The sequence below is a fragment of the Burkholderia sp. MSMB617WGS genome, from assembly GCF_001532025.2.
Taxonomy (GTDB): Bacteria; Pseudomonadota; Gammaproteobacteria; order Burkholderiales; family Burkholderiaceae; genus Burkholderia; species Burkholderia savannae.
The window spans coordinates 1,970,783-1,996,295 of record NZ_CP013458.1 but is presented as its reverse complement, the minus strand read 5'-3'; the positions used below and the strand labels follow the sequence as shown (position 1 = coordinate 1,996,295).

General features: G+C 68.5%; 21 protein-coding genes. 14 read left to right on the top strand and 7 right to left on the bottom strand.

Features of this window, described 5'->3' with window-relative positions; translation table 11 throughout:
* The first annotated feature begins 42 nt into the window (after window positions 1–42).
* Complete coding sequence (locus WT60_RS29715; protein WP_060355761.1) at window positions 43–4,569, top strand: autotransporter domain-containing protein; 4,527 nt, start codon at window positions 43–45, stop codon at window positions 4,567–4,569.
* 707 nt (window positions 4,570–5,276) lie between these two features.
* Here the strand turns inward: WT60_RS29715 and WT60_RS34110 are convergent.
* A complete protein-coding gene (locus WT60_RS34110; protein WP_145986914.1) occupies window positions 5,277–5,570 on the bottom strand; it encodes a hypothetical protein in 294 nt (97 codons plus the stop codon).
* Window positions 5,571–5,849: 279 nt separating this feature from the next.
* Between WT60_RS34110 and WT60_RS29710 the strand changes: the two genes are divergently transcribed.
* The 3 genes from WT60_RS29710 (at window position 5,850) to WT60_RS29700 (ending at window position 10,659) form a co-directional block, all read left to right on the top strand.
* Window positions 5,850–7,427, top strand: coding sequence for a family 10 glycosylhydrolase (locus tag WT60_RS29710; protein WP_059578992.1), 1,578 nt, complete (start codon window positions 5,850–5,852; stop codon window positions 7,425–7,427).
* Window positions 7,428–8,025: 598 nt separating this feature from the next.
* Window positions 8,026–10,299, top strand: coding sequence for an amylo-alpha-1,6-glucosidase (locus tag WT60_RS29705; protein WP_060355760.1), 2,274 nt, complete (start codon window positions 8,026–8,028; stop codon window positions 10,297–10,299).
* Between the two features lie 96 nt (window positions 10,300–10,395).
* Window positions 10,396–10,659: a hypothetical protein gene (locus WT60_RS29700; protein WP_038752486.1), complete on the top strand. Its 264-nt coding sequence runs from the start codon at window positions 10,396–10,398 to the stop codon at window positions 10,657–10,659.
* A gap of 56 nt (window positions 10,660–10,715) precedes the next feature.
* Here WT60_RS29700 and WT60_RS34105 read toward each other — a convergent pair whose 3' ends face one another.
* The gene (locus WT60_RS34105) at window positions 10,716–10,979 is read right to left on the bottom strand and encodes a hypothetical protein (protein ID WP_145986913.1); all 264 of its coding nucleotides are present in this window, start codon (window positions 10,977–10,979) and stop codon (window positions 10,716–10,718) included.
* A gap of 99 nt (window positions 10,980–11,078) precedes the next feature.
* Here WT60_RS34105 and WT60_RS29695 point away from each other — a divergent pair, with 99 nt between their 5' ends.
* From WT60_RS29695 to WT60_RS29680, 4 genes are all read left to right on the top strand, one after another.
* Window positions 11,079–11,555, top strand: a complete 477-nt coding sequence (locus WT60_RS29695; RefSeq protein WP_038752483.1) for a VOC family protein — start codon at window positions 11,079–11,081, stop codon at window positions 11,553–11,555.
* A 157-nt stretch (window positions 11,556–11,712) separates the two neighbouring features.
* Window positions 11,713–12,372 carry a glutathione S-transferase family protein gene (locus tag WT60_RS29690; protein WP_038752481.1) on the top strand — a complete coding sequence of 220 codons (660 nt, stop codon included), beginning with the start codon at window positions 11,713–11,715 and terminating at the stop codon, window positions 12,370–12,372.
* Window positions 12,373–12,397: 25 nt separating this feature from the next.
* Window positions 12,398–13,108 carry a DUF899 family protein gene (locus WT60_RS29685; protein ID WP_060355759.1) on the top strand — a complete coding sequence of 237 codons (711 nt, stop codon included), beginning with the start codon at window positions 12,398–12,400 and terminating at the stop codon, window positions 13,106–13,108.
* 112 nt (window positions 13,109–13,220) lie between these two features.
* Complete coding sequence (locus WT60_RS29680; RefSeq protein WP_236860895.1) at window positions 13,221–13,508, top strand: hypothetical protein; 288 nt, start codon at window positions 13,221–13,223, stop codon at window positions 13,506–13,508.
* A gap of 96 nt (window positions 13,509–13,604) precedes the next feature.
* Here WT60_RS29680 and WT60_RS34100 read toward each other — a convergent pair whose 3' ends face one another.
* From WT60_RS34100 to WT60_RS29665, 3 genes are all read right to left on the bottom strand, one after another.
* Window positions 13,605–14,234: a hypothetical protein gene (locus tag WT60_RS34100; RefSeq protein ID WP_145986912.1), complete on the bottom strand. Its 630-nt coding sequence runs from the start codon at window positions 14,232–14,234 to the stop codon at window positions 13,605–13,607.
* Between the two features lie 645 nt (window positions 14,235–14,879).
* Window positions 14,880–16,262, bottom strand: coding sequence for an ATP-binding protein (locus WT60_RS29670; protein ID WP_038752476.1), 1,383 nt, complete (start codon window positions 16,260–16,262; stop codon window positions 14,880–14,882).
* Window positions 16,259–16,921: a response regulator gene (locus WT60_RS29665; protein WP_059578771.1), complete on the bottom strand. Its 663-nt coding sequence runs from the start codon at window positions 16,919–16,921 to the stop codon at window positions 16,259–16,261. Before WT60_RS29665 ends, WT60_RS29670 begins: the two co-directional genes overlap by 4 nt.
* Before the next feature lie 892 nt (window positions 16,922–17,813).
* Here WT60_RS29665 and WT60_RS29655 point away from each other — a divergent pair.
* Together WT60_RS29655 and WT60_RS29650 are read left to right on the top strand one after the other, a co-directional pair.
* On the top strand, window positions 17,814–18,674 hold the full coding sequence (locus WT60_RS29655) for a MurR/RpiR family transcriptional regulator (protein WP_059670036.1): 861 nt from the start codon (window positions 17,814–17,816) through the stop codon (window positions 18,672–18,674).
* Between the two features lie 384 nt (window positions 18,675–19,058).
* Window positions 19,059–19,328 (top strand): YodC family protein, encoded by a 270-nt coding sequence (locus WT60_RS29650; protein WP_081989964.1) that lies wholly within the window; start codon window positions 19,059–19,061, stop codon window positions 19,326–19,328.
* Window positions 19,329–19,516: 188 nt separating this feature from the next.
* Here WT60_RS29650 and WT60_RS29645 read toward each other — a convergent pair whose 3' ends face one another.
* Window positions 19,517–19,843: a superinfection immunity protein gene (locus tag WT60_RS29645; RefSeq protein ID WP_059578759.1), complete on the bottom strand. Its 327-nt coding sequence runs from the start codon at window positions 19,841–19,843 to the stop codon at window positions 19,517–19,519.
* Between the two features lie 166 nt (window positions 19,844–20,009).
* Entirely contained in the window at window positions 20,010–20,417 is a 408-nt protein-coding gene (locus WT60_RS29640) for a rhodanese-like domain-containing protein (protein ID WP_060355758.1), read from the bottom strand.
* A 111-nt stretch (window positions 20,418–20,528) separates the two neighbouring features.
* On the opposite strand from WT60_RS29640, the gene ftrA reads away from it, so the two are divergent.
* The 4 genes from ftrA (at window position 20,529) to WT60_RS29615 (ending at window position 25,142) form a co-directional block, all read left to right on the top strand.
* Window positions 20,529–21,485, top strand: coding sequence for a transcriptional regulator FtrA (gene ftrA, locus WT60_RS29635; RefSeq protein WP_038752461.1), 957 nt, complete (start codon window positions 20,529–20,531; stop codon window positions 21,483–21,485).
* A gap of 629 nt (window positions 21,486–22,114) precedes the next feature.
* A complete protein-coding gene (locus WT60_RS29625) occupies window positions 22,115–23,566 on the top strand; it encodes a M20 family metallopeptidase (RefSeq protein ID WP_059578746.1) in 1,452 nt (483 codons plus the stop codon).
* A gap of 109 nt (window positions 23,567–23,675) precedes the next feature.
* Window positions 23,676–24,041 (top strand): TfoX/Sxy family protein, encoded by a 366-nt coding sequence (locus WT60_RS29620; RefSeq protein WP_038752693.1) that lies wholly within the window; start codon window positions 23,676–23,678, stop codon window positions 24,039–24,041.
* Window positions 24,042–24,563: 522 nt separating this feature from the next.
* Window positions 24,564–25,142 carry an NnrU family protein gene (locus tag WT60_RS29615; RefSeq protein WP_059578743.1) on the top strand — a complete coding sequence of 193 codons (579 nt, stop codon included), beginning with the start codon at window positions 24,564–24,566 and terminating at the stop codon, window positions 25,140–25,142.
* The last annotated feature ends 371 nt before the right edge of the window (window positions 25,143–25,513 follow it).

Here is a 25,513-nt window from a genome sequence, read left to right as displayed (position 1 = left end):
TTTCCTTCGACGTCTATTTTCGATGGCAAGGAAGGGGGCAACATGAACTGCACGCGTTCAAGAAAAAACAACGAGCTTGCCAAGCTCGTGCCGTCGATGGGCGTGTTCGTCGCGCTCGTCGGCGCCGGCATCGTTCAGGCGCACGCGGCCTGCACCCCGGCGGGCACCACCGTCACCTGCTCGGGGGCGGCCAATCCGCTCGCGCCGAGCTATTCGAACAGCGGCAACAATCTCAACGTGACGGTCGACAGCGGCGCGAGCCTGGGCGTGCTGCTCGGCATCGGCGGCACCGCGCTGTCGCTCACGGGCAGCGGCGTTTCGCTGACCAACAACGGCACGATCGATCCGACCGTGCTCGGCTCGGGGCTCGGCATCCTGTCGAGCGGCACCGTCGTCGGCAACGCGTCGCCGAGCACGACCAACGTCACGAACAACGGCACGATGAACGGCACGACAGGCGTGTCGATCAGCGGGCTGACCGGCATGGCGCTCGCGGTCCAGAACGGCACGGGCGGCGTGTCGAACATCACGAACACCGGGACGATCGGCTCGACGCCGCTCGTCGGCGCGACGCTGCTCGGCCCGGATTCGCCCGTGGTCGCCGCGTACGGCGGCGGCCAGGTCAATTTCAACAACAGCGGCACGATCACCGGCCGCGTCGCGTTCCAGCCGAACGGCGCCGCCGGGCAGGGCAACACGTTCGTCAACTCGGGGACGATCGACGGCAGCGTGTCGATGGGCGCGAACAGCACGAACACGTTCACCGCGATGACGGGCTCGACGGTCAGCGCGGCGGGCGGCACCGGGGTGGCGCTGAACATCGGCGTCGGCTCGCTCACGCTCGGCTTCGCGGCGACGGGCATCGTCGACGGCGGCGCGGGCGGCAACAACACGCTCTTGTTGCAGCAGGCCGCGGGCGGCCCCGCGAGCGGCACGATCGCCGTCAACAACTACATCAACTTCAATCATCTCGACGTGACGAGCGGCGCGTGGACGATCAACGGCGCGTCGAGCGCGCAGGACGCGACGCTGTCGGGCGGCGTCGCGATCATCGGCAACAACGCGTCGCTCGGCACGGGCACGATCGCCGGCAACGGCGGCGCGCTGCAGGCGGGCGCCGCGGGGCTCGACGTGAGCAACAACGTGACGCTCGGCGCGGGCGGCCTGACGGTGCAGGGCGCGACGGGGCTCACGCTGTCGGGCGCGATCTCGGGCGGCGGCGCGTTGACGAAGAACGGCGGCGGCACGCTGACGCTCACGGGCGCGAACACGTACACGGGCGGCACGACGATCAATGCGGGCACGCTTGCCTTGGGCGCGGGCGGCAGCCTCGCGGCGACGGGCGCGGTGAATCTTGCCGGCGCGGGTGCGGGCTTCGACATTAGCGGCGCGACGGGCAGCCAGACGATCGGCGGCCTGTCCGGTGTCGCCGGGACGACGGTCGCGCTCGGCGGCAACGGGCTGACGCTCGCGGGCAGCGGCGGCACGACGTTCGGCGGGACGATCGGCGGCACCGGCGGCCTGACGCTCGCCGGCACGGGCACGCAGACGCTGACGGGCGCGAACACGTACACGGGCGGCACGACGATCAACGCGGGCACGCTTGCCTTGGGCGCGGGCGGCAGCCTCGCGGTGGCGGGCGCGGTGACGCTCGCCGGCGCGGGCGCGACGTTCGACATCAGCGGCGCGAGCGCGAATCAGACGATCGGCGCGTTGTCGGGCGCGGCGGGCACGACGATATCGCTCGGCGCGAATACGCTCGGCTTCGGCACCGCGACGAACCAGACGTTCGGCGGCAGCATCACGGGCACGGGCGGAATCGTGAAGAACGGCGCGGGCACGCAGACGCTGACGGGCGCGAACACGTACACGGGCGGCACGACGGTCAACGCCGGCACGCTCGCGCTCGGCGCGGGCGGCAGCCTGTCGCCGAGCGGCGCGGTGAATCTCGTGAACGCGGGCGCGGGCTTCGACCTCAGCGGCGCAAGCGGGAGCCAGACGATCGGTGGCCTGTCGGGCGCGGCGGGCACCACGGTCACGCTCGGCGGCAACTCGCTGACGCTCGCGGGCAGCGGCAACGCGACGTTCGGCGGGACGATCGGCGGCACCGGCGGCCTGACGCTCGCCGGCACCGGCACGCAGGCGCTGACCGGCAGCAACACGTATTCGGGCGGCACGACGCTCGCGGGCGGCACGGTCGCGCTCGGCGGCAGCGGCGCGCTCGGCACGGGGGCGGTGACGGTCGCCGCGCCGACGACGATCGCCGCGACGGCCGCCGTGAACCTGTCGAACGCGGTCGCGCTCAACTCGACCGCGACGATCGGCGGCACGCGGAGCCTGACGCTGTCGGGCCCCGTGTCGGGGGCGGGCGGCCTCGTGATGAACGGCTCGTCGACGCTCACGCTCGTCGGCGCGAACACGTACGCGGGCGGCACGACGGTCGACGCGGGCACGGTCGTCGTCGGCAACGGCGGCGCGCTCGGCACGGGCGGCCTCACGGTGAACGGCGGCAGCGTGTCGCTCGGCGGCTCGAACGTGACGCTGCCGACGCTGAACGGCGCGGCGGGCGGCACGATCGACACTGGCGCCGGCAGCCTCGCCGTGACGGGCGGCGGCAGCTTCGGCGGCGCGCTGACGGGCGGCGGTTCGCTCGCGGTGTCGGGCGGCGCGCCGCTCACGCTGACGGGCGCGAACACGTTCACGGGCGGCACGACGATCGCGAGCGGCGGCACGCTGCAGATCGGCAACGGCGGAACGACGGGCAGCCTCGCGGGCAACGTCGCCGACAACGGCGCGCTCGTCTTCGACGAAGCGGCCAACGTCACGTACGGCGGCGCGATTTCCGGATCGGGCTCGCTCACGCAGGCGGGCAGCGGCGTGCTGACGCTGACGGGCGCGAGCACGCTCGCCGGGCCGACGACGGTCGCGGCGGGCACGCTCGCCGTCGACGGCTCGCTCGCGAATTCGACGGTGAGCGTGCGCAACGGCGCGACGGTGACGGGCACGGGCACGCTCGGCGGGCTCGTCGTCGCGAGCGGCGGCACCGCGTCGCTGCCGCAGCCGGGGCAGGTGCTCAACGTGGCGGGCAACGTGACGTTCCAGGCGGGCTCGACGCTGCAGGTCGCCGCGAATCCGCAGCAAAGCGGCAGCCTCGCGGCGACGGGCTCGGCGACGCTGAACGGCGGCACCGTGCAGGTGCTCGCGAGCCAGGCGAACTATCAGGCGAACACGACCTACACGATCCTGAGCGCTGGCGCGGGCGTGCAAGGCCAGTTCGCCGGCGTGAACGCGACGTACGCGTTCGTCACGCCGACGCTCGGCTACGACGCGAACCACGTGTTCCTGCGGCTCGCGCCGAACGCGACGCCGTTCACGTCTGTTGCGACGACGCAGAACCAGACGGCCGCCGCGGGCGCGCTCGGCACGCTCGGCGCGGGCAATCCGCTGTTCGACACCGTGCTCGTCACCGATGCGCCGACCGCGCGCAGCGCGTTTTCGCAGCTCGACGGCGAACTGCAGGCGAGCATGAAGAGCATGTTGTTGACCGACAGCCGCTACGTGCGCGACGCGGTGACGGACCGTGTGCGCCAGGGGCTCGCGCCGGGCTCGGGGCCGCTCGCGGCGCTGTCGTCGGGCGGGGCCGCGCTGTGCGACGACGCGGGCGGCGGCGCGCCGCGCCAGGACGCGACGCCGCCCGAGCGGCGGCTCGGCTCGCGCGAAAGCTGCGTCGGCGGCACGCCGTATCGGCCGGTGGTCTGGGGGCAGGCGTTCGGCGGCCGCAGCCGGCTCGCGAGCGACGGCAATGCGTCGACGCTCAACCGCAGCATGACGGGCTTCATTGCCGGCGCGGACGTCGCGCTGAACGACCGCTGGCGCGCGGGCGCCGCGGCGGGCCTCACGCACAGCTCGCTCGACAACGGCCTGAATTCGTCGGCCTCGCTGAACAGCTACTACGTCGCGCTCTACGGCGGCGCACAGTACGGCGCGTGGGGCGTGCGCGGGGGCGCGGTGTACACGTGGTACCGGATCGACACGGACCGCTCGCCCGCGTTCGCCGCCTTCCGCGATCACGATTCGGCCGGCTACGACGCGAATTCGGGCCAAGTGTTCGGCGAGGTGGGCTATGCGATTCCGGTGGGACGCTTCGCGCTCGAGCCGTTCGCGGGGCTCGCGTACGTGAGCCTGCATACCGACGGCTATCAGGAGAGCGGCGGCGCGGCCGCGCTGAAGGGCGACGCGGACACGAGCAACGTCGCGTTCTCGACGCTCGGCGTGCGCGCGGCGACGGAGCTCGGCGTGCTCGCGAAGGGCACGCTGAGCGCGCGCGCGATGGCCGGCTGGCGGCACGCGTTCGGCAGCGCGCGGCCGACGTCGACGCTCGCGTTCGCGGCCGGCGGCTCGTCGTTCCAGGTCGCGGGCGTGCCGATCGCGCGCGACAGCGCGGTGCTCGAGCTCGGCATCGACGCGAGCGTCACGAAGAACCTGACGCTCGGCGTGTCGTACAGCGGGCAGTACGGCAGCGGCGTGCGCGACAACGCGGTGCTCGGCAACGCGCTGTGGCGGTTCTGATGCGCGCGTGACGCGCGCCGCGCGGGAAGGGCGAACGGCAGCGCGCCGCGCTGCCCGGCCGTTCGCGTTTCGACGATATCCCGGCGATGGGGCGTTCGACGAAATGCGCGGGCGGCGCTTGCCGGAAAACGTCCACCCGGAATATCCCGCCCGCTCTCACGCTCATTGGACAGGTGCCGATGCGCCGCTTTCGTTTTTGCCCAGTCCAGACAGGCGAACGGGACGGTTAGACCCACGCCGCTCCACATTCAAGCCTCGGCGCATATCGGCCGACAACGGATACGACAGCCGCGAGCGGGCCGAACTGATCGAACGCCGGGGCAGTAAAGCGGTGCAGTAAAGCGGTGAATCCGCCGCGAAGTTGCCGGCGACCGCGGGCATACGACAAAGCCCGCTACCGGCTACGCAATCGCATCGAGCGCGGCTTTGCCCGCTGATTTGCGCGCGTCAGGCAATGGAGGCGCGTTGCGGCACGCTACGTCCGCAAGCCGGTCAACTTCCTGGCAACCATTCAGTTGGCTTCCGTCATGCCATGGCTGCAGTGAATGTCGATTCAGCCTAGAAGTTTCATGGGGCGAGCAAGCGAATAAGGCTGCATGGATTCGATTTTCAGATTGCGAATCCGAGTTTTGCAATTGGCGGGTAATTTGATTTTTATGGGATGTGATGATTTAACTGGATTTGAAAACCGTTTCCGCTATTATGCTTCATGTGTTTGTTTTCGATGCTGTATTTTCATTATTCTCGCCGTGAGCCATCACTTCCCCCTCCGGAAGCTTTGCGCTCAGCAAGGGTAACAACCACGCATTGATTTCTCCTTCAATGTGCAAAGCGATCCGGGAGACAAGAGCCATGTCTTCCCGGCTCGGCAATTTGGGTTTGAAACGGAACCCGAGGGGTATCTTGGTTTGCAACGAGTAGCAGGAGCGCGAAAGATTATCTTTTTCATCCGGGGCGCGACCATATCCGTTGCGTTGATGCAAGGATTTGTCGCGAGGCATGCGGTGTCGAGCGAGCCGGACAGCATGTGATCGCCCTTTTCTGACTGGCGGCCGGGGGCGCGCCTGCGGATTCCGGCTTGAAAATGTCGGAGGAACCGGATCTTGGTGAGAAGTATCGATCACTGATCTCGCGGCCGACGATCACTGGGGTTGTGCACTATCGCGCGGGCAATCGGGTCACTGACCAGTCACGACTTGTGCCCCCTGAATCTCTTCCGCCGCGCACGGGCGTGGGAGTCTTCACGAACGAATCGAAGGAGCCGTCTGATGAACAACGAAATGACGCCGACGCACGTGTGGCGCGTCGTCCTTGCCGCCGCACTGACGTTTCTCGCGGGCGCATGCACAGGGGGGAGGGCGGACATGACCTCCGAGGCGGCACCGAACGTCGCGTGTGCGTCGGACGACGTGACGCCGAAGCGGCAATTTCGCGCGTTCTGGATCGCGTCGGTGGCGAACATTGACTGGCCTTCCCGGGAGGGGCTCACGCTCGTCGAACAGCAAGACGAACTGCGAAAGTGGCTCGACGACGCTGTCCGGCTGAATTTCAACGCGGTGATCCTGCAGGTGCGGCCGGTATCGGACGCGTTCTGGCCGTCACCTTTCGCGCCGTGGTCTGAATTCCTCACCGGCACGCAGGGCGTAGATCCCGGCTACGACCCGCTCGCGTTCGCGGTCGCCGAGGCGCATCGGCGCAATCTCGAACTGCACGCATGGTTCAATCCTTATCGGGCGACGAGAAACACCCGTCTCGACGCGCTTGCGCCGATGCATCCGGCGCGTCTGCATCCTGACTGGCTCGTGCGTTACGGTGGGCAATTCTATTTCGATCCCGGTATGCCCGCCGCCCGCGAGCACATCGTCAGCGCCATCATGGACGCGGTCGACCGCTACGACGTTGACGGTGTCCATCTCGACGACTTCTTTTATCCGTATCCGATCGCGGGTCAGACGTTCGACGATGCCGCGACATACGGACAATACGGCGGAGGGTTCGCGACGCTTGCCGACTGGCGCCGTCATAATGTGGACGTGTTCGTCGAAACGCTCGCGCAACGCATCAAGGCGGCGAAACCGTGGGTCAAGTTCGGCATCTCGCCGTTCGCGGTGTGGCGCAACGCGCTCACCGATCCGCAGGGTTCGCAAACATCGGCCGGCGCGCAAACGTACGACGATCTATACGCCGATACGCGCCGCTGGCTCCGCGAGAACTGGGTCGATTACATCGCGCCGCAAGTCTATTGGGCGCAAGGCTTTCCGGTCGCGGACTACGACAAGGTCGTGCCGTGGTGGGTGGAGCAGGCCCGGATGTCCCGCGCGCATCTCTATATCGGCCAGGCGGCTTACAAGGTCGGCATATCGGAGCAATCTCCCGGATGGTCCGATCCCGGCGAGCTCGACAATCATCTTGCGTTCAATTGCAAGCTTCCCGAAGTGAAAGGCGATATCTATTTCTCCGCGAAAGACGTCCGCGCGGATCGCCTCGGCTCGATGTCGCAACTCGTTCGCAAGTGGTATTCGCGTCCCGCGCTCGTGCCGACCATGCCGTGGCTCAAAGCGACGCCGCCGCTCGCGGTGAATGGCCTGCGCGTTGAGCGGACTCCGGACGGCGTGCGGTTGAGATGGCAAGCCGGCTCGGCCGACACGGTGTCGTATGCGATCTATCGCCACGAACGGCCGCGGTGCGATGCGTGCCGGGACATCGACGCACGGCATCTGGTCGCAACCGTCAGAGGAACCGATTATCTCGACGCGAAGGCAAGCGTCGATCACGAATACATGTACTCGGTCACGGCGCTGGACCGTGTCTGGAACGAGAGCGCGCCAGTCGCCACGAAACCGATCCCCGCGCTTTGACGCTGACGGCAGCGCTCGTCAGGGCGCCGTCAAGTTGCTGGCATACGGATCATTCGTGGGCCGACAAGTCGGGTAGTCGTCCGATTCGTGCGAAATCCGGCGGCCAGCACCGCGGATGAATTTCAAAATCAGGGAACGTGCTTTGCCGGGAGCGCGGCAATGAGTCGCTCAGGCGCGACCGTGCGCGGCAACACGCCGGCTGCCCCGCTCGCCTGAGGGGCGACTGGGGCAATTCAACCGCAACCCGGCAGCCAGTTGCATGCGAGGCTCTTTTCGGCAGCGCTCCGGTCGTCAAAACGAGGCGCTTTTCGACAGTCTGATTGCGCAGCATTCGCTCGGGCTGCGCGCGCTTGTCACGCCGTGTGAATCGAATTTTCGCGGGATCGGCCGACGCAAGCCCCGGTCGCCGGGGCGCGCGCGCCGCGAATGCGTCGAGCCGCCGCTTCGTCGCGAACCTCGAGCCTGGCCCTTCGATGGCGCATGTGAGTCGTCATTCGGGTGAACCGACCCTGACAACGCTGCGCGTCCGGCGCGTTCTGTCCTATCCTGTGCGGAAAACGCGGCGCACCCGGCGTGCCGCGTCCCCCCAGGAGTTCCGATGCCGAGGCAAGCCGATTCCTCTTCCCCGCGCGCGCCGCAGGCCGCGTCTTCATCCTCGTCCGCGCCCGCCGCACCGGCACCGGCGCGGCCGGCGCCGTCCGCCCCCGCGTTCATCGCGCCCGAGTCCGACACGCAGAAGGCCGTGCGCGGCAGCCAGTTCGTGCTGAAGGCGGGCGACGCGTTCGTCGTGAGCGACGCGCTCGGCGACATCGGCGGCAGCGACGACGGCCTGTTCGTCGACGACATGCGCATGCTGTCGCAATGGCGGCTCACGTTCGGCGGCCGCGCGCCGTCGCTGCTGTCGGGCGCGACGAGCGCGGACAACGCGTCGTTCACCGCGCACCTGACGAACCGTCCGCTGCCGCCGCTCGGCGGCCGCGAGACGCCCGAGGGCGTGATCCACATCGAGCGGATGCGCGTGCTCGCCGACGACGTGCTGTACGAGGCGCTCACGCTGACGAACTACGGCACGAGCGACGCCGAGGTGCCGCTGTCGGTGTCGTTCGGCGCGGACTTCAAGGACATGTTCGAAGTGCGCGGAACGCGGCGCGATCGGCGCGGCGCGATCGCGCCGCCGTGCGTCGAGGCGGGCGCGGTCAGGCTGCGCTACGACGGGCTCGACGCGGTCGAGCGCAGCGTGCGGATCGGCTTCGATCCGACGCCCGACACGCTCTCGGTCGATCGCGCCGACTACACGCTGACGATCGCCGCGCAGGCGTGCGTGTCGCTGTATCTGACGGTCGAGGCGCGCGTCGGCGCCGCGCACGCGAGCGGCGACGCGTTCGCGCAGCAGCCGTGCATCGCGGCGGGGCGCGGCGCGCTGCGCAAGGCGCTTGCCGCCGTGCACCGCGCGATGCGCGAGCGGCGCCGCACGATGGCGCGCGTGCACACGAGCAATCCGCTCTTCAACGCGTGGCTCGACCGCTCGCTCGCTGACCTCGGCTTGCTGACGACATCGCTCGAATCCGGCCCGTATCCGTATGCGGGCATCCCGTGGTTCTCGACGCCGTTCGGCCGCGACGCGGTGATCACGTCGCTGCAGATGCTGTGGCTGCAGCCGTCGCTCGCGCGCGGCGTGCTGCGGTTTCTCGCCGAGCATCAGGCGCGCGAGACGGCGGCGTTCCGCGACGCGGAGCCGGGCAAGATCATGCACGAGTTCCGCAAGAGCGAGATGGCGGCCACGGGCGAAGTGCCGTTCGCGCTCTACTACGGCGGCGTCGACACCACGCCGCTGTTCGTCGTGCTCGCGGGCGCGTATCTCGAGCACACCGACGACGAATCGCTGATCGACGAGCTGTGGCCGGCGCTCGAGCGCGCCGCGCAATGGGTGATGAGCGTCTGCGACCGCAACCCGCGCGGCTTGCTCGACTATCAGCGCACGTCCGCGCGCGGCCTCGCGAACCAGGGCTGGAAGGACAGCCAGGATTCGGTGTTCCATGCGGACGGCCGTTTTCCGGCCGGGCCGATCGCGCTCGTCGAAGTGCAGGCGTACGCGTGCGCGGCGTTCGACGCGATGTCGGCGTTCTCGCGCCGGCGCGGCCATGCGGCCGACACCGTGTGCTACGCGCAACGCGCGAAGGCGCTGCGCGAGCAGGTCGAGACGCTGTTCTGGATGCCGGAGGCGGGCTTCTACGGGATCGCGGTCGACGGCCACGGCGAGCTGTGCCGCGTGCTCGCGTCGAACGCCGCGCATCTGCTCGCGTTCGGCCTGCCCGAGCAGAGCCGCGGCGAATCGGTCGCGCGCGTGCTCGGCTCGACGCTCTTCAGAACCGGCTGGGGCGTGCGCACGCTCGCGGCGGGGCAGCCGCGCTTCAACCCGATGGCGTACCACAACGGCTCGATCTGGCCGCACGACAACGCGTTCGTCGCGCGCGGCCTCGCGCGCTACGGCGACAAGCGCTCGGTGCTCGATCTGCTGCGCGCGCTGTTCGAGGCCGCAGTGAGCTTCGACATGCGGCTGCCCGAGCTTTTCTGCGGTTTTCCGCGCCGGCCCGGCGAGCCGCCGACCGCGTATCCGGTCGCGTGCCTGCCGCAGGCGTGGGCGGCGGGCGCGCCGTTCATGATGCTGCAGGCGTGCCTCGGCATCTCGGTCGACGCGGCGCGGCGCGAAGTGCGCATCGAGCGGCCGGATCTGCCGGAAGGCGTCGACTGGCTGCGCGTCGACGATTTGCGCGTCGGCGACGACGGCGTGTCGCTCACGTTCCGGCGCGTCGAAGGGCAGGTGGTCGCGGCGGCGGAGCCGAGCGGCGTGCGCGTCGTCACGGTGCTGTGAAGATTGCGCTCGCTCGCGTCGGGCGCGCGGCGCTCGCCATACAATGACGGCATCGATCCACGATTCGCAACGAGCCGATAGACGGGAGGCATCATCATGACGAACGAGAAGCCGGACGAAGCGCGCCGGCAAGACGATCAGCCGAAGCTCGAGCAGTTCGAGGCGGCCGTCGATCACCTGCACGAGTCGATCCAGTCGCAGAGCATCGCGGCCGGCGCGGCGAAAGGCATCCTGTTCAGCCTGATCGAGACGCTCGGCGCGCTCGTCGGCGATCCCGACCTGCCGGAGCATGCGCGCTCCGGCTACGAGGCGCTGCGCGACAAGGCGAGCGAGCTGAAGGCGAACCTCGAGAAGCGCTGACGCGACGCGCGCGGCCGGTGCCCGCTTATTGCCGCGGCGCGGAAAGCGCCGTGCTTTCAAGGGCTTGGCGCGCGCGTGCGCAGGATATCCACATATTTGTCGACAGAAATTGTTGATAACCCGCGGCGGCGGGCCGCGCGAAGCGGCTGCCCGTTTGCTTCCGCGTTATCCGCTGCGTGCGCAGCATGCGCGGCCCGGCCGACCGGCCGGATGCGATTGATCGACGCGCTTTCCGGCATCGTGTGCGATGCCGCGTCGACGCCGGCGCGCGCCGGCTGCGGCCGGCCGTTCACCTTACGGGAAAAATTTTTGCGGCGCATGTCGAATTCCGCCCGCTTCGTTCGTCGTGGCGATAGAGCGCCTCCGCGCAAGCGGCGCGCTCGATCGATGAAACCATTCGAAGCCAAGGAGCCGCGATCATGCCTGATGCAGTCAAACCGATCCCCGAGGGGATGCATTCGCTCACCCCTCATCTGATCTGCGACGGCGCCGCCGCCGCGATCGAGTTCTACAAGAAGGCGTTCGACGCCGTCGAAATCACGCGGCTGCCGTCGCGCGAGGCCGGCCGGCTGATGCATGCAGCCGTCAGGATCGGCGATTCGACGCTGATGCTCGTCGACGAGATGGGGAGCTGCGGCGCGCTCGGGCCGAAAGCGCTGAAAGGCTCGCCCGTGTTCATTCATCTGTACGTGCCGGACGTCGACGCGGTGATCGCGCGCGCGGTGGAGGCGGGCGCGAAGCTGACGATGCCCGCGGCCGATATGTTCTGGGGCGACCGCTATGGCCAGATCGAGGACCCGTTCGGCCATCGCTGGTCGGTCGCGACGCACAAGCGCGACTTGACTCCCGAGCAGATCCGCGAGGGGATGGAGCAATGCGTGCCGCCCGCGCGGTGAGCGGGTGGCCGGCGCGTGAGGCGCGTGAGGCGCGCGACGCGCGTGCGCCGGTCGGGCGAACGCATGACGCGGCGCGGGCGGCGTGCGCCCTGCCGCGCGTTTTTTTCGACGGGCGGCGTGCGCGCGTCGCGCGCCCACTCGACCGAGGAGGAACGCAATGAGCTTGAAGTTCTATGGGCATCCGTTCTCGTTGTATTGCCAGAAGGTGCTGGTCGCGCTGTACGAGTACGACTTGCCGTTCGAGTGGCGGCTGCTCGCGGGCGACACGCCGGACGCGAACGCCGAATTTGCCGCGCGGTGGCCGCTCAAGCACATGCCGATGATCGTCGACGGCGAGCGCACGGTCGTCGAGTCGACGATCATCGTCGAGTACCTGGGCCTGCGGCGCCCGGCGAACGCGCGGCTGCTGCCCGCCGACGCCGGCGCGGCGCTCGACGTGCGCATGATGGACCGCTTCTTCGACTGCTACGTGTCGACGCCGCTGCAGAAGATCGTGTTCGACGCGCTGCGGCCGCAGGCCGAGCGCGATCCGCGCGGCGTCGCCGATGCGCGCCGGATGCTCGGCACGTCGTATGCGTGGCTCGAACGCGCGCTCGAGGGCCGCGACTGGGCGGCGGGCGGCGCGTTCAGTCTTGCCGACTGTTCGGCCGCGCCGTCGCTGTTCTACGCGGACTGGACGCATCCGATCGATGCGTCGCTGCAGCGCGTGATCGCGTATCGCAAGCGGCTGCTCGCGCGGCCGTCGTTCGCGCGCGCGCTCGACGAGGCGCGTCCGTATCGGCACCTGTTCCCGCTCGGCGCGCCCGACCGGGATTGAATCGTTCGATCGACAGGAGACTGACATGACAGTGAGTTCCACGCTGACCCCCGCCGCCGAGCTCGTGAAGCGCAACACGACGCACTGGCCGAACGAGAGCGACGCATACCGTCGCGCGCGCGACGCGCTGCTCGTCGAGGAGATCGAGTTGCGCCGGCACGTCGAGCGCGTCGCCGCGCTGCGGCGCACGCTGCCGCCGGGCGGCGAGGTGACGGGCGATTATCGCTTCGAAGGCGAACGCGGGCCGTGCGGCTTCGCCGGCCTGTTCGGCGACAAGGCGACGCTCGTCGTCTACAGCTACATGTTCGGGCCGCAGCGAGAGCGGCCGTGCCCGATGTGCACGTCGCTCCTCGGCGCATGGAACGGCGAGGCGCGCGATGTCGAGCAGCGCGTCGCGCTCGCGGTCGTCGCGCGCTCGCCGATCGAGCGGCTCGTCGCGTTCAAGCGCGAGCGCGGCTGGCGCGATCTCAAGCTGTATTGCGATCTCGACGGCCGGTACAGCCAGGACTATCACGCGATCGGCGCAGACGGCGGCGAAGATCCGGCGATCAACGTGTTCACGCGCCGCGACGGCGCGATCCGCCATTTCTGGAGCGGCGAGCTGGGCGGCTGGAGCGTGGACCCGGGGCAGGACCCGCGCGGCGCGCCCGATCCGATGCCGCTATGGACGATCCTCGACATGACGCCGGAAGGGCGCGGCGTCGACTGGTATCCGAAGCTCGATTATCCGGTGTGAGCGACGCGCGCGTCATCGCGGGCGCGAGGTCAGGGCGGCGGCCGACGCGAAGGCGCGCGACGGCCGCCGCGTGCGCGAGCGGTCGCTCGCAAGTTCGCGCGAGCCGGCGCGCGTGAGCGCTTTCGTTGCCATTTCCCGGGCTGCGTCGCCGACGCTTCGCAACGGTTTGTGCCGACGGTACGACGATTCCGGAAAAATGTCGATATATCAATTGTTTGGCGCTGAGTTCGCCGAGATATCCACAAGCTTGCGCACAAAATCTGTGGAAAACCCTAATGTCGAGAATGCATTGTGGATTGTTTTGTCGCGCGGGCGCTTGCGCCGTGACGAGTCGGCGCGGCGCGACGCGCATGCATGCGCATGCGGCGAACCGATTTCCGTCGCCGTGCCGCAGTTCTGACTGCTCGGCGAAAGTGTCGTCGGATCAATGTGTTGTGCGCCCGATGCTCAGGATGTCCACAAGCTTGCCAACAAAAATTGTGGACAAGGCCCGACTTCAGATCGCGCATCGAAGATTCGCCGAATGCCGAGCGCATCGCTCGATATCGCGCGTTGAAATGCCGGATGTTGATGGTCCGCACGGGCGCGAACATGGCGCGCTCGTGCCGCTTGTTTGGTGCGTACGAGAAAACGTCGGCGGATCAATGAGTTGACTGTCGGATGCCCAGCCTATCCACAAGCTTGCCAACAAAAAATGTGGAAAAGGCCGCGATGCGATCGCGTTCGCCGACGCGATGGCGCGATTGTCGAACCCCGGCCGCGACGCCGCGCCGATCTGCGCGAAAAGGGGTATGCCGACGCCATGTGCCGCTTCATTGACATGCGGAGAAAAGTGTCGCTGGATCAATGGCTTGAGAATCGGATGCTCAGGATGTCCACAAGCTTGGCCACAAAAATTGTGGAAAAGGCGATGCGGAAGCGCTGCCGGAGATGCGGCGGCCCGGCTGCTCAAGCCGGCATGGGCGAACGGCGGGTTCGACCGGCGGTTCGCATGCGATGAACTTGCGTGCGCTGCTTCTTTGTCGCCCTGTTCGTGAAAATGTCGCGGGATCAATTGCTTGGGCGGCGGATGCTCAGGATATCCACACGCTTGACCACAAAAATTGTGGAAAAGCGGCTCGGCCATCGAGCATGTCGAATGGCCGGACGGCGCGAGGCAGTGCGCGAATTGCACGCGCGGAGACGTCAAAGGCCGTTGGCGACAGCGCGATTCCGTACGTGCCGCCGCTTGCCTGAGCTGCTCGACAAAAGTCCAATGGATCAACGAGTTGATCGCGGCGCACCCAGGATCTCCACAAGCTTGCCAACAAAAATTGTGGAAAACGACGGCGCATTTCTTATGGGCGATTTCGGTGAACGGATGTTCATATGTCGCGAAGCCGACGTGAGCAGCTCCGCGCACAGGCAACGCCGCATGCCGCGTACGTGCGCGCGTAGGCGCAGCGTGCCGCATTCGTGACACCTTTGGGAAAACGCTGCCGCATCAATGACTTGATTGCCGGATGCTCAGGATGTCCACAAGCTTGCCAACAAAAAATGTGGACAAGGACGTGGCGTTCGGCGCGCGATGATCGTGCGGTTCGCGTGATGAATTGGGTGATTCGCCGATTCAGTGGTTTACCCACTCACTGGTTTGCCGATCTGCCGACAAACCGACAAACCGATCCGCCGCCCCACCAAGCAGCGCACGTGCCGACCGCAAAGAACACGCCACCTCCGCCGGGCGTCGACGCGCAACCGAGCCGGCCGCCGCGCCCGCGTGCCGCGCCGCTCACGCCCGCGGCTTCGCGCCGAAGCGTACCGTCACCGTCAACCCGCGCCCGTCGGCGCCGCTCGCGAGCGACACCTCCGCGCGATGCTGCTCGGCGATGCGCTTGACGATCGACAGCCCGAGCCCGCTGCCCGACGCCGACACGAGCTGCGCGCCGCCGCCGCGATAGAAGCGCTCCCACACGCGCGGACGATCGGCCACCGGAATGCCGGGGCCGTTGTCGCGCACTTCGAGCGCGGGCGCGCCGCCGGCGTCGGCGCGCGCTTCGACGTCGACGCGCGCGCCCGCGCCCGCATAGCGGATCGCGTTGTCGACGAGATTGTTGAGCAGCACGCGCAGCGTGTCGGCGTTGCCTTGCACGCGCACGGGCGCCGTGCCGACCGCGCCGAGATCGACATGCTGCGCGCTCGCGACGCGCGAGCGCTCGGCGACGACCGAGCGGCACAACGCGGCGAGATCGACGTCGGCGAACGTCGCCGATTGCGCATCGGGCTCGAGGCGCGCGAGCGTGAGCAACTGCTCGGCGAGATGCGACAGGCGCGTCGTGGCGGCCTGGATCTGCGCGAGGATGCGCGCGCGCTCGTCGGCGCTCGCCGTGCGTTGCAGCAGCTGCGTCTGGATCGACAGGCCCATGATCGGCGTGCGCAATTCATGCGCGGCGTCCGCGATGAAGTTCCGCTGCAGCGTGAACGAGCGGTCGAGCCGGGCGAGCAGATCGTTGATCTCGGACGCGAGCGGCTGCGCTTCGGTCGGCACGGTCGTGATGTCGAGCTGGTCGAGGTGATTCGCATGACGGCGCTTCAGGCCCGCGGCAATCGCGCCGAGCGGCCGCAGCCCGTAACCGATGCCGAGCCACAGCCCGACCGCGAGCAGCGGCAGCAGCGACAGCACCGGCCAGAGCAGATGCACGGCGATGCCCGCGATCGCCTCCCAGCGCGCCTGGCGCGGCTGCGCGACGCGGATCGTGGTGCCCGCGCTCTCGCGCACGTACGTGTGCCAGCGCTGGCCGCCCGCGTCGAGCGCCACGAAGCCGGCCGCAGCGGGCGGCGGCAGCTGCGTTGCCGGATCGGTCGTGAATTGGAGCTGGCCGCCGCGCCATACTTGCAGCAGCACGTCGTCGGAATCGTAATCGGCCGGGTGGCGCTTGCCGAGCTTGTCGCGCCCCTCGATCGACAGCTTGCCGCTGTCGTCGACCTGAATCTGCTTCGACATGCTGCGCATCTGATCGTCGAGCAGATCGTCGAGCTCGCGCAGCGCGCCCCAGTAGGTGCCCGTGCTCGCGAGCACGCCGACGACGCACGCGGCGGGCAGCAGCCACATCAGCAGCCGGCCGCGCAGCGATGCGGTGAGCCGGCGCGCGAAGCCGCGCGGCGCGCCCGTCATGCGCCGTCTCCGATCCGGTAGCCGACGCCGCGCACCGTGAGGATCGTGTCGTGGCCGAGCTTCTTGCGCAGGTTGTGGATGTGGACCTGCACCGCGTTGCTCTCGATTTCCTCGCCCCAGCTGTACAGCCGCTCCTCGAACTGCTCGCGCGAGATCACCGCGCCCGGCTCGCGCATCAGCTCGTGCAGCAGCACGAATTCCTTCGGCGACAGCGCGACTTCCTCGTCGCCGCGCCACACCTGATGGCGCGCCGGATCGAGCCGCAGCACGCCCGCCGCGAGCACCGTCTGCGCGCGCCCCGTCTGGCGGCGGTTCACCGCGCGGATGCGCGCGAGCAACTCTTCGAGCGCGAACGGCTTGACGAGATAGTCGTCGGCGCCGCAGTCGAGCCCGGCGATCCGGTCGGGCAGCGCGTCGCGCGCGGTGATCACGATCACGGGCAGCGCGTCGTCGCGGCGCCGCAGCGCGGCGAGCACCGCGAGGCCGTCCTTGTCCGGCAGGCCGAGGTCGAGCAGCAGCAGCCCGTACGGCGTCGTGCGCAGCGCGAGCGACGCCGCGTCGCCGTTCTGCACCCAGTCGACCGCGAAGCCTTCCTGTTTCAGTCCTTGTTCGAGCCCGCTGCCGATGAGCGGATCGTCTTCGACGAGCAATACGCGCATGTTTCGAGATTCCGTCAGAGCGCGGCGCGCGCGTGCGCGTGCATGCCGCTTGCGGGAATGATAAGCGCTCGATGCTTAGCGGCGGCTTAAAGCGTCGGGAAATGCGGAGCGCGACGCGATGGGGCGGGCGACGGCGGGCGCGGGTGAGCCTAGATGGTCGTAGATGGTCGTAGATGGTCGTAGATGGTCGTAGATGGGCGATTTGGCGCGCGACGGCGCGAATCGCCGGCGCAGCGATGGATCGGCGCGCGTCGATCGAAGATTTGGGGATCGGGGCTTGAAGGCGCGCTGAAACGAGGGAGTCGCAAGGGAATGTGATGACGACGTTGATGAAGTCCTCGAATGAAGTCCTCGAATGGGACGATCGGCGAGACATCGAAACGGCGAAGAAGCGGTGAATCGAGGTGGGGCAACGATCGCGGGATCAAGTGAATCGACGGGTGAAACTTCGCCGGATCGAAGCGGGCGGCGAGGATCGTTGAGATTGGAATTATTGAAGGAGATCAGAAGATCGGATGACTCGAAGGCCCAAAGGTCCGAAGGCCCCAAAGCCCAAAAGCCCAAAAGCCCAAAAGCCCAAAAGCCCAAAAGCCCAAAAGCCCAAAGGCCCAAAGGCCCAAAGGCCCAAAGGCCCGAAGATCGAAGATCGAAAAATCTGACGATCGGAAGGATCGGAAAGATCGGAAAGATCGGAAAGCGCGTCATCCATCGCATCTTCTGCAAGCATGGCGGGCCGGCCCGACGATGCGCGCGCGAATCCGAATCACGGCGCGCTGCCGGGCAGGTCGCGGCGAACTTGGCCCCGGCCCCATCTCGCGCCGCCCGGCATTCGCAGGCATCGACCGCGTAACGCGGGTGATACCATGGCCGATCGACTTTTTCCCCGACCACGATGCCCGCCGATTTCGATGAACTCGCGTCCCTGATCCGGGCGCAATTTTCCGAGCTGAGCCCGCAATTCCAGGTGGGCGCGGCGTTCCTGCTCGATCATCCCGACGAGGTGGCCGTGTCGTCGATGCGCAAGGTCGCGCAGCGCGCGAACGTGCAGCCGGCGTCGCTCGTGCGGCTCGCGCAGCAATTCGGCTTTCCGGGCTGGAACGAGCTGCGCGATCTGTTCGTCGCGCGCGTGCGCACGCGGCCGCAGCCGCTCACGCAGCGCGCGCGTTCGCTCGTGAAGCCGAACGCGAAGGCCTCGCTCGCGGCCGATCTGCTCGCCGCGCAGCAGCACAACCTCGAGGCGAGCGCCGCGCAGAACGCGCAGGCGCTCGCCGATGCGGCGAAGCTGATGCGCAAGGCCGCGCACGTGCATGTCGCGGGCTTCCGGTCGTGCTATCCGGTCGCGTTCGGCCTTGTCTACGGCTATCGGCTGTTCCGGCCGACGGTGTCGCTGCTGACAGGCGTGGCGGGCTCGCTCGACATGGAACTGCGGACGATCGCGAAGAACAGCGTGACCGTCGTCGTCAGCTTCGCGCCGTATTCGGCCGAGGCGACGCGCGTCGCTCAGGCGGCGCGCGCGCAGGGCGGCAAGATCGTCGCGATCACCGACAGCGCGGTGTCGCCGATCGCGCTGCACGCCGACGCGCAACTGATCTTCACGCACGACAGCCCGTCGTTCTTCCCGTCGCTCGTCGCCGCGCATGCGCTGGTGGAAGCGCTCGTCGCGCAATTGCTCGCGCTCGAAGGCGGCGACGCGATCGCGGCGCTCGAGCAGGCCGAGGCGGAGCTGCACGCAAAGGGCGCATACGTCGTCTGAGTGCGGCGCCGCATTCGCGCGGATTGCAAAAGTCTTTCAAGCCGCCATATCCGGAGCATGCCGTTTACTTCCGGCGCATTCGATGATAAATCTGCTCCGCAATTGGAAACGTTTCCACGTATCGATGCGCTGAATTAGATTGGCGGCGATTGTTGCATTGCAAATGAAATTGCGGCGCAACACGCCGCCAAGGCCGCTCTGGCGCGCTGTCGAGCGGCCAAGGTCGCGTAACGATGCCGCCACTTATTAACCCGATTCGAAAAAAAGTTTTAATGGCGACTTGCCGGCTATTCAGTCGATTGCTAATCTGCGGGAGATGAACGAATAGCTGGATCGAAGATCCGGAAAAATGAATAAATAAATTATTTCCGAAAAAGGGCCACCATGATGACTTACCGTGATACGCATACCACTTCCTTTCGGGTCGGCGACGTCGTGACGCTCAAGACGGGCGGTCCACGCATGACGGTGACGTACGCCGGCCCGGTCGTGTTCGACACGGGCGAATGGGTGATCTGCCAATGGTTCGACGAGCACGGCGAATTCCGCCAGGAGATGTTTCCGAACGAGACCGTCGTGCTCGAGCCGCGGACGATTTCGGCGGGGCTCGCGCGGATGCGCTCGCAGTCGGTGCGCGGCGGCATGCAGGCGTGACGCGGGATCGCGCGTCCGAAGAACGTCAAGCATTCGTCAGGAAAACGGCGCACGTGTGAGCGCCGAACGCTGCGCCGCCGCCCGAACGGGCGCGCGGCGTAGTCGCATGTGCGGGTGGGCGCCGCTGCGTTGCCGCTCAGGCCGACCGCTATCGCGCGCGAGGACGCGAGAAACGCGGCGGGGCGCAATCAGCGAGTGCCTTGCTTTTCGGCCCAGCGCTCCTGCGCGGCGATCCGCCGCTGCACGCGTTCGACGAGGCCCGTCGAGAACGTCTTCATGCTGATCGCGCGGCGCTCGAGCAGCACCTCGCCGGCGAAATTGTTGGCCGCGTTCGGCTGCAGCGCCCAGTAGAGCGTCAGCAGCCAGCCGATTCCCGTCCAGCCGAGCAGCGCGTTGAACAGCGCGATCGTGAGCTTGTCGCCGCGGCCGCGGCGATCGGCGACGATCGCCGGAAGAAAATAGAGCGCGATCGCGACGACCGAGCCGCCAATCTGGATCAGGATTCCCATCTGCATGAGGCTTCTCCATCCGTGCTGCGGTGCGACTTGACGTCGCACCTACGATGGAGTTGATTGTCGCGCTTTTTCGGTTGTTGTGCAGACAACTAATTGTTGCGGATTCGTAACGGATCGATCGCTGCCTTACGCTGGCTTACACCGGTTGACGGCGCCTTACGCAACGTTACGCTTGCGCGCCGTCGGCGCGCGCGAGCGCGAACCCTTCGTCGAGCCAGCCCGTCACGCCGCCCAGCATCAGCTTCACCGGCCGGCCGAGACGAGCGAGCCGCAGCGCCGCGCGCGCCGCGCCGTTGCAGTGCGGCCCCGCGCAATAGACGACGAAGCACGTGCCGCGCGTAAATTCCGCGAGCTTGCTTTCAACGATCTTTCGATGCGGCAGGTTGAGCGCGCCGGGCACGTGTCCGGCCGCGTAGAGGCCGGGGCCGCGCACGTCGAGCAGCACGAAATCGGGCGCGCCGGACGCCAGCGCGTCGTGCACGTCCCAGCAATCGGTCTCGAAGGCGAGCGATGCCGCGAAGTGCGCGGCGGCGGCCGCGCTGTCGGCGGCGGGCGTTTCGGTGACGCGGGACATGGCCGGTTCTCCTCGTGTCGAATGGTTGCAGTGGCGAACGAGCGCTCAGTATCCGGATCGCGCGCGTCGCACGACAGTGGCGCGATCGACAACTTCCGGTAACATCGCGCCATGCACAATCATCTCGTCGTCGCGCTCGCGTACGATCGGCTCTGCACTTTCGAATTCGGCTGCGTCGTCGAGCTGTTCGCGCTGCCGCGGCCGGAACTCGGCGTCGACTGGTATCGCTTCGCGGTCTGCGCGAGCGAGCCGGGGCCCGTGCGCGCGGCGGGCGGCATCAAGGTCGAAGCACCGTATCGGCTCGCGCTGATGGATCGCGCGGACACGATCGTGATTCCCGGCTGGCGCGATCCGGACGAAACGCCGCCCGAGCCGCTGTTGAAGAAGATCCGCGCGGCCCACCGGCGCGGCGCGCGGCTTTGCTCGATCTGCTCGGGCGTGTTCGTGCTTGCCGCGGCGGGCGTGCTCGACGGCGCGACCGTCACGACGCACTGGCGTTACGCGCAGCGTCTGCAGGCGCGCTATCCGTCGCTGCGCGTGAATCCCGACGCGCTCTACGTCGACGAAGGGCGGATCGTCACGTCGGCGGGCTCGGCGGCGGGCCTCGACATGCTGATGCACATCGTGCGCCGCGATCACGGCAGCGCGATCGCCAATCGCGTCGCGCAGCGGCTCGTGCTGCCGCCGCATCGCGACGGCGGCCAGGCGCAGTTCGTGCCGCGGCCGCTGCCGGGCGTCGGCGGCGATCGGCTCGCGAAGCTGATCGACTGGATGCGCGCGCATGCCGCGCAGCCGCACACGCTCGCGACGCTCGCCGCGCGCGCGGCGATGAGCCCGCGCACGCTGCAGCGGCAGTTTCGCGACGCGACGGGGCTCGGCCCGTACGAATGGCTGATCCGCGAGCGGGTCGGGCTCGCGAAGGAGATGATCGAGCAAGACCCCGCGCTGTCGGTCGCGCGCGTCGCCGCGCTCGCGGGGTTCGGTTCGGAGGAGTCGTTGCGCCGGCACTTCAGGCGCATCGCGGCAACGAGCCCAGCCGCGTATCGCCGCGGCTTCGATGCGCGTTGACGCGCGCCGCCCGGGCGGCGGCGCGTGCGCGTGCGGTGTCGGGGCGATGCGCAGACGAAGGCGGCGGGGCGGCTCGATTCGGTGCCGGAGCGGAGCGAGCGGCGTTCGGCCCGCGACATCGCGGGGCAGCGGACGCCGTGCGTGCGCCGTAGACGCGCGTCTCTTGGGCGCGCACGTCGCGAACATGCGTATCGCGACAGCGCGCGTCGTACGACGCGCACGCTGCGAACGTCCTTGCCGCAACCGAGTGCGCATCTCGCGGCGCTCGCACGCGCACGCATCTTGAGCGCGCAGTCCGCAAACAAGCTCATCGCCTACACGAGAATCGCAGGCGCGCATCCCGAGCTACACAAAATGCGGACGTGGCACGCGCATACGTCGCATGCGAGCGGGCCGCAAACGCACATATTCCCGATGTGCGGCCGCAACACGCGTTCGGCGGCGGCTCGCCGCGACCTCGCCGTCGATGGCGGCTTCTGCGGGCCGCCGGTTTCCGATTCGGCGCGACGAACGCGCAACCGAGTTGCATCGCACAACGCGCGTCGCTTTTTTCGGCGCGTGCATAACTGCCCGCACCGGCGCTATCATCGCCACTCCACTTCCGTCAGACAGTTCGTCTGCTCCGCGCCATGACCACCGCCACCGCTTCCGCCATCGACCACGACCGCCTCGCCGATTTCATCGAACGCAAATGGAGCGACGAGATCCTGCACGCGTTGACCGACTACATCGCGGTGCCCGCGAAAAGCCCCGCATTCGATCCCGACTGGGCGAAGCACGGCTACATCGAGCGCGTCGTCGTCGACGCCGCGCAATGGGCCGAGCGGCAGCCGGTCAAGGGGCTGAAGGTCGAGATCGTGCGGCTCGCCGGCCGCACGCCGGTGATCTTCTTCGAGACGCCCGCGACGCGCGCGGGCAGCGCCGACACGATCCTGCTCTACGGTCACCTCGACAAGCAGCCCGAATTCGACGGCTGGCGCGCCGATCTCGGCCCGTGGACGCCGAAGCTCGAGGGCGGCAAGCTGTACGGCCGCGGCGGCGCGGACGACGGCTACGCGATCTACGCGAGCCTCGCGGCGCTCGGCGCGCTCGACGCGCAAGGCATCGAGCGGCCGCGCTGCGTCGGCCTCATCGAGACCTGCGAGGAGTCGGGCAGCTACGACCTGCTGCCGTACGTCGACGCGCTGCGCGCGCGGCTCGGCGACGTGAGCCTCGTCGTGTGCCTCGATTCGGGCGCGGGCAACTACGATCAGCTGTGGCTCACCACGTCGCTGCGCGGGCTCGTGTCGGGCGACCTGCAGGTCGAGGTGCTCGAGGAGGGCGTGCATTCGGGCGTGTACGGCGGGATCGCGCCGTCGAGCTTCCGCGTGATGCGCCAGCTGTTCGAGCGGCTCGAGGATGCGGCTACCGGCAATCTGCTGCCGTCGTCGTTCCATTGCGAGGTGCCCGCGAGCCGCCTGCGCGAGACCGAGGCGGCCGCGTCGATTCTCGGCGACGCCGTGTGGAAGGGGCTGCCGTGGGCATGCGGGCAGGACGGCAAGCCGGTGCTGCCGACGACCGACGATCCGAGCGAGGCGCTACTCAATTCGACGTGGCGGCCGTCGCTGTCCGTCACGGGCGCGCAAGGGCTGCCCGCGCTCGAGAACGCGGGCAACGTGCTGCGGCCGCGCACCGCGTTCAAGCTGTCGCTGCGGCTGCCGCCGCTCGTCGACGCCGCGCAGGCGGTGCAGCAGCTGAAGGCGCTGCTCGAGCTTGATCCGCCGTACAACGCGAAGGTCACGTTCAAGCCCGACGCGGGCGCGGCGACCGGCTGGAACGCGCCCGACGTCGCGCCGTGGCTCGGCGCGGCGCTCGGCGACGCGTCGCGCCGGCACTTCGGCGCCGACTGCGCGTACATGGGCCTGGGCGGCACGATCCCGCTGATGAACGTGCTGCAGGAGGGCTTCCCGGCCGCGCAATTCATGGTGTGCGGCGTGCTCGGCCCGAAATCGAACGCGCACGGGCCGAACGAGTTCCTGCACGTGCCGTACGCGAAGAAGCTGACGGCCGCGGTGGCCGACGTGGTTGCCGCCGCACGTTGATGCGCGTGTCGATTCGTCTTCATCGTTCGATGACGATCGCGCCGCCGCGAGCATGCGGCCGCGTGGCGGCGGGCGTTCGACCGCGCGCGGCGCGGCGCGGCGGCGAGCGATGAACTGGAAAGCGGAAAAGCTGCGCGCGGACGAGCTCGCCGAGCAGCTCGAAGCGCTCGGGCCGATCGGCGTCGCGCGCTTCTTCAGCGGCGCGTCGCTCAGGATCGACGGCGTGCTGTTCGGCTTCGTCCATGCGGGATCGCTGTTCCTGCGCGTCGACGATGACAATCGCGCGGCGTTCGAGCGAGCGGGCATGCGGCCGTTCTCGTATCCGGGGCGCACGCGAACGGTCGTCGTCGGCGGCTATTTCGAGACGCCCGCCGACGTGCTCGAAGACGTGGGCACATTGCGCGACTGGTGTCGCGGCGCCTATCGCGCGGCCGTTCGCGCGGGGGCCGGCGCGCGCCGCGCGAAGCGGAAGTAGCGCGGCTGCGGCACGCCGCCGCGCGGCGCGCGCCGGCACGCGCAATGGTGTACGGTGTGCGCGATGACATGTCGGCGAGACGCAACAGGGCGACAGCAGGGCGACAACAAAAAAGCGAAGTGCGATCGTGCGCGGACATGCGCAGCAAGCGTCGGGCGTCGGACGTCAGTCGTCGCGTCGCGCTTCGGCCTGCAAGCGCGGGCCGGCCGGTACCGTCGCATCCCGGTGTTGCCGGCACGAACGCGAGCGCGCGCGGCGAGGCCGGCGCAAGGCAGCGAGGCAGGTGTGCGCGGCATGGCGAGGTATCCCGATGCGCGCGCGTCGGCCGATCGCGAGATCGAGCGGGCCTTGCGGGCGTTGCGCCGCGCGCGCGCGGTCGTGAACCGCGCGGTGCGCCGGCGGCCCAGACGAGAAACGATGGTACGGAGGATGCGGAAGGGCGCGATGCGAGGTGTACGATGCACGGCGGCATCGTATGCCGATTCGGCCGACAACAAGATTTCCCCACCTGGAGATATGCACATGGTCGTCCTGATTCTCGGTTTGGTGATCTTCCTGGGTACGCATTCGATTCGAATCGTCGCGGGCGACTGGCGCGCCGCGCATATCGCGAGCCTCGGCGAGCGGCGCTGGAAGGGGATGTACGCGTTCGCGTCGGTGGTCGGGTTCGTGCTGATCGTCTGGGGCTACGGGCTTGCGCGCGCGGATACGGCGTCGCTGTGGTTTCCGCCCGTCGGCGTCAGGCACTTGACGGCGCTCCTGACCGCGATCGCGTTCGTGCTGCTCGCGGCCGCCTACGTGCCGGGCACGCGAATCAAGGCGCTCGTCGGCCATCCGATGCTCGCGGGCGTGATGGTGTGGGCGGGCGCGCATCTGCTCGCGAACGGGACGCTGCACGCGGAGCTGCTGTTCGCCGCGTTCTTCGCATGGGCGTTCGTCGACTTCATCGCTTCGCGTGCGCGCGATCGGCGCGACGGCGTTCGCTATCCGGCGGGATCGCTTGTACGCGACGGCGTCGCGCTCGGCGTGGGGCTCGTCGTTTGGGGGTTGTTCGCGTTCGCATTGCATGGCTGGCTGATCGGCGTGCGGCCGTTCGCATGACGGCGCGCATCGCCGCGGCTCGCCGCCTCTCGCGCGGCCCGCGTTTGCACGGCGGGCGCGGCGAACGTCGATCGACGCGCTGCCGAGTCGCGGGGCGCGCGATCGAATCGAATCGATTCGGATGAGGCCGGCGACCGGCGTCGGGCGGAGCGCGCCGGACGCGTCGGCGGCAAGCGCGTTTCTTTTCTCGCCGGCTGCGCTGGCCCGATGCGTACGTGCCGTCCGACGGCGTCGCCCGCGGCGTCGCGTTCACGGCCGCGCGCTCGTCGGCGCGAATGCGGCGCATGAGCGCGTTGCCTTCGCCTTCGAGTGCCGCTCGTCGACAAGCGGCGTCGGGCAACGCGCCGCCTCGCATTCCGCCCGGCACGAAA

Coding starts and splice junctions, on each gene's coding strand:
- WT60_RS29665 (WP_059578771.1), bottom strand. CDS start 16,921: ATGCGCGTATTGCTCGTCGAAGACGATCCGCTCATCGGCAGCGGGCTC.
- WT60_RS29625 (WP_059578746.1), top strand. CDS start 22,115: ATGACCACCGCCACCGCTTCCGCCATCGACCACGACCGCCTCGCCGAT.
- WT60_RS29670 (WP_038752476.1), bottom strand. CDS start 16,262: ATGACGGGCGCGCCGCGCGGCTTCGCGCGCCGGCTCACCGCATCGCTG.
- WT60_RS29640 (WP_060355758.1), bottom strand. CDS start 20,417: ATGTCCCGCGTCACCGAAACGCCCGCCGCCGACAGCGCGGCCGCCGCC.
- WT60_RS34100 (WP_145986912.1), bottom strand. CDS start 14,234: ATGGCCGAGCCGCTTTTCCACAATTTTTGTGGTCAAGCGTGTGGATAT.
- WT60_RS34105 (WP_145986913.1), bottom strand. CDS start 10,979: ATGCGCCGCAAAAATTTTTCCCGTAAGGTGAACGGCCGGCCGCAGCCG.
- WT60_RS29715 (WP_060355761.1), top strand. CDS start 43: ATGAACTGCACGCGTTCAAGAAAAAACAACGAGCTTGCCAAGCTCGTG.
- WT60_RS29690 (WP_038752481.1), top strand. CDS start 11,713: ATGAGCTTGAAGTTCTATGGGCATCCGTTCTCGTTGTATTGCCAGAAG.
- ftrA (WP_038752461.1), top strand. CDS start 20,529: ATGCACAATCATCTCGTCGTCGCGCTCGCGTACGATCGGCTCTGCACT.
- WT60_RS29700 (WP_038752486.1), top strand. CDS start 10,396: ATGACGAACGAGAAGCCGGACGAAGCGCGCCGGCAAGACGATCAGCCG.
- WT60_RS29655 (WP_059670036.1), top strand. CDS start 17,814: ATGCCCGCCGATTTCGATGAACTCGCGTCCCTGATCCGGGCGCAATTT.
- WT60_RS29710 (WP_059578992.1), top strand. CDS start 5,850: ATGACGCCGACGCACGTGTGGCGCGTCGTCCTTGCCGCCGCACTGACG.
- WT60_RS29620 (WP_038752693.1), top strand. CDS start 23,676: ATGAACTGGAAAGCGGAAAAGCTGCGCGCGGACGAGCTCGCCGAGCAG.
- WT60_RS29695 (WP_038752483.1), top strand. CDS start 11,079: ATGCCTGATGCAGTCAAACCGATCCCCGAGGGGATGCATTCGCTCACC.
- WT60_RS29705 (WP_060355760.1), top strand. CDS start 8,026: ATGCCGAGGCAAGCCGATTCCTCTTCCCCGCGCGCGCCGCAGGCCGCG.
- WT60_RS29685 (WP_060355759.1), top strand. CDS start 12,398: ATGACAGTGAGTTCCACGCTGACCCCCGCCGCCGAGCTCGTGAAGCGC.
- WT60_RS29650 (WP_081989964.1), top strand. CDS start 19,059: ATGATGACTTACCGTGATACGCATACCACTTCCTTTCGGGTCGGCGAC.
- WT60_RS29645 (WP_059578759.1), bottom strand. CDS start 19,843: ATGCAGATGGGAATCCTGATCCAGATTGGCGGCTCGGTCGTCGCGATC.
- WT60_RS29615 (WP_059578743.1), top strand. CDS start 24,564: ATGGTCGTCCTGATTCTCGGTTTGGTGATCTTCCTGGGTACGCATTCG.
- WT60_RS34110 (WP_145986914.1), bottom strand. CDS start 5,570: ATGCCTCGCGACAAATCCTTGCATCAACGCAACGGATATGGTCGCGCC.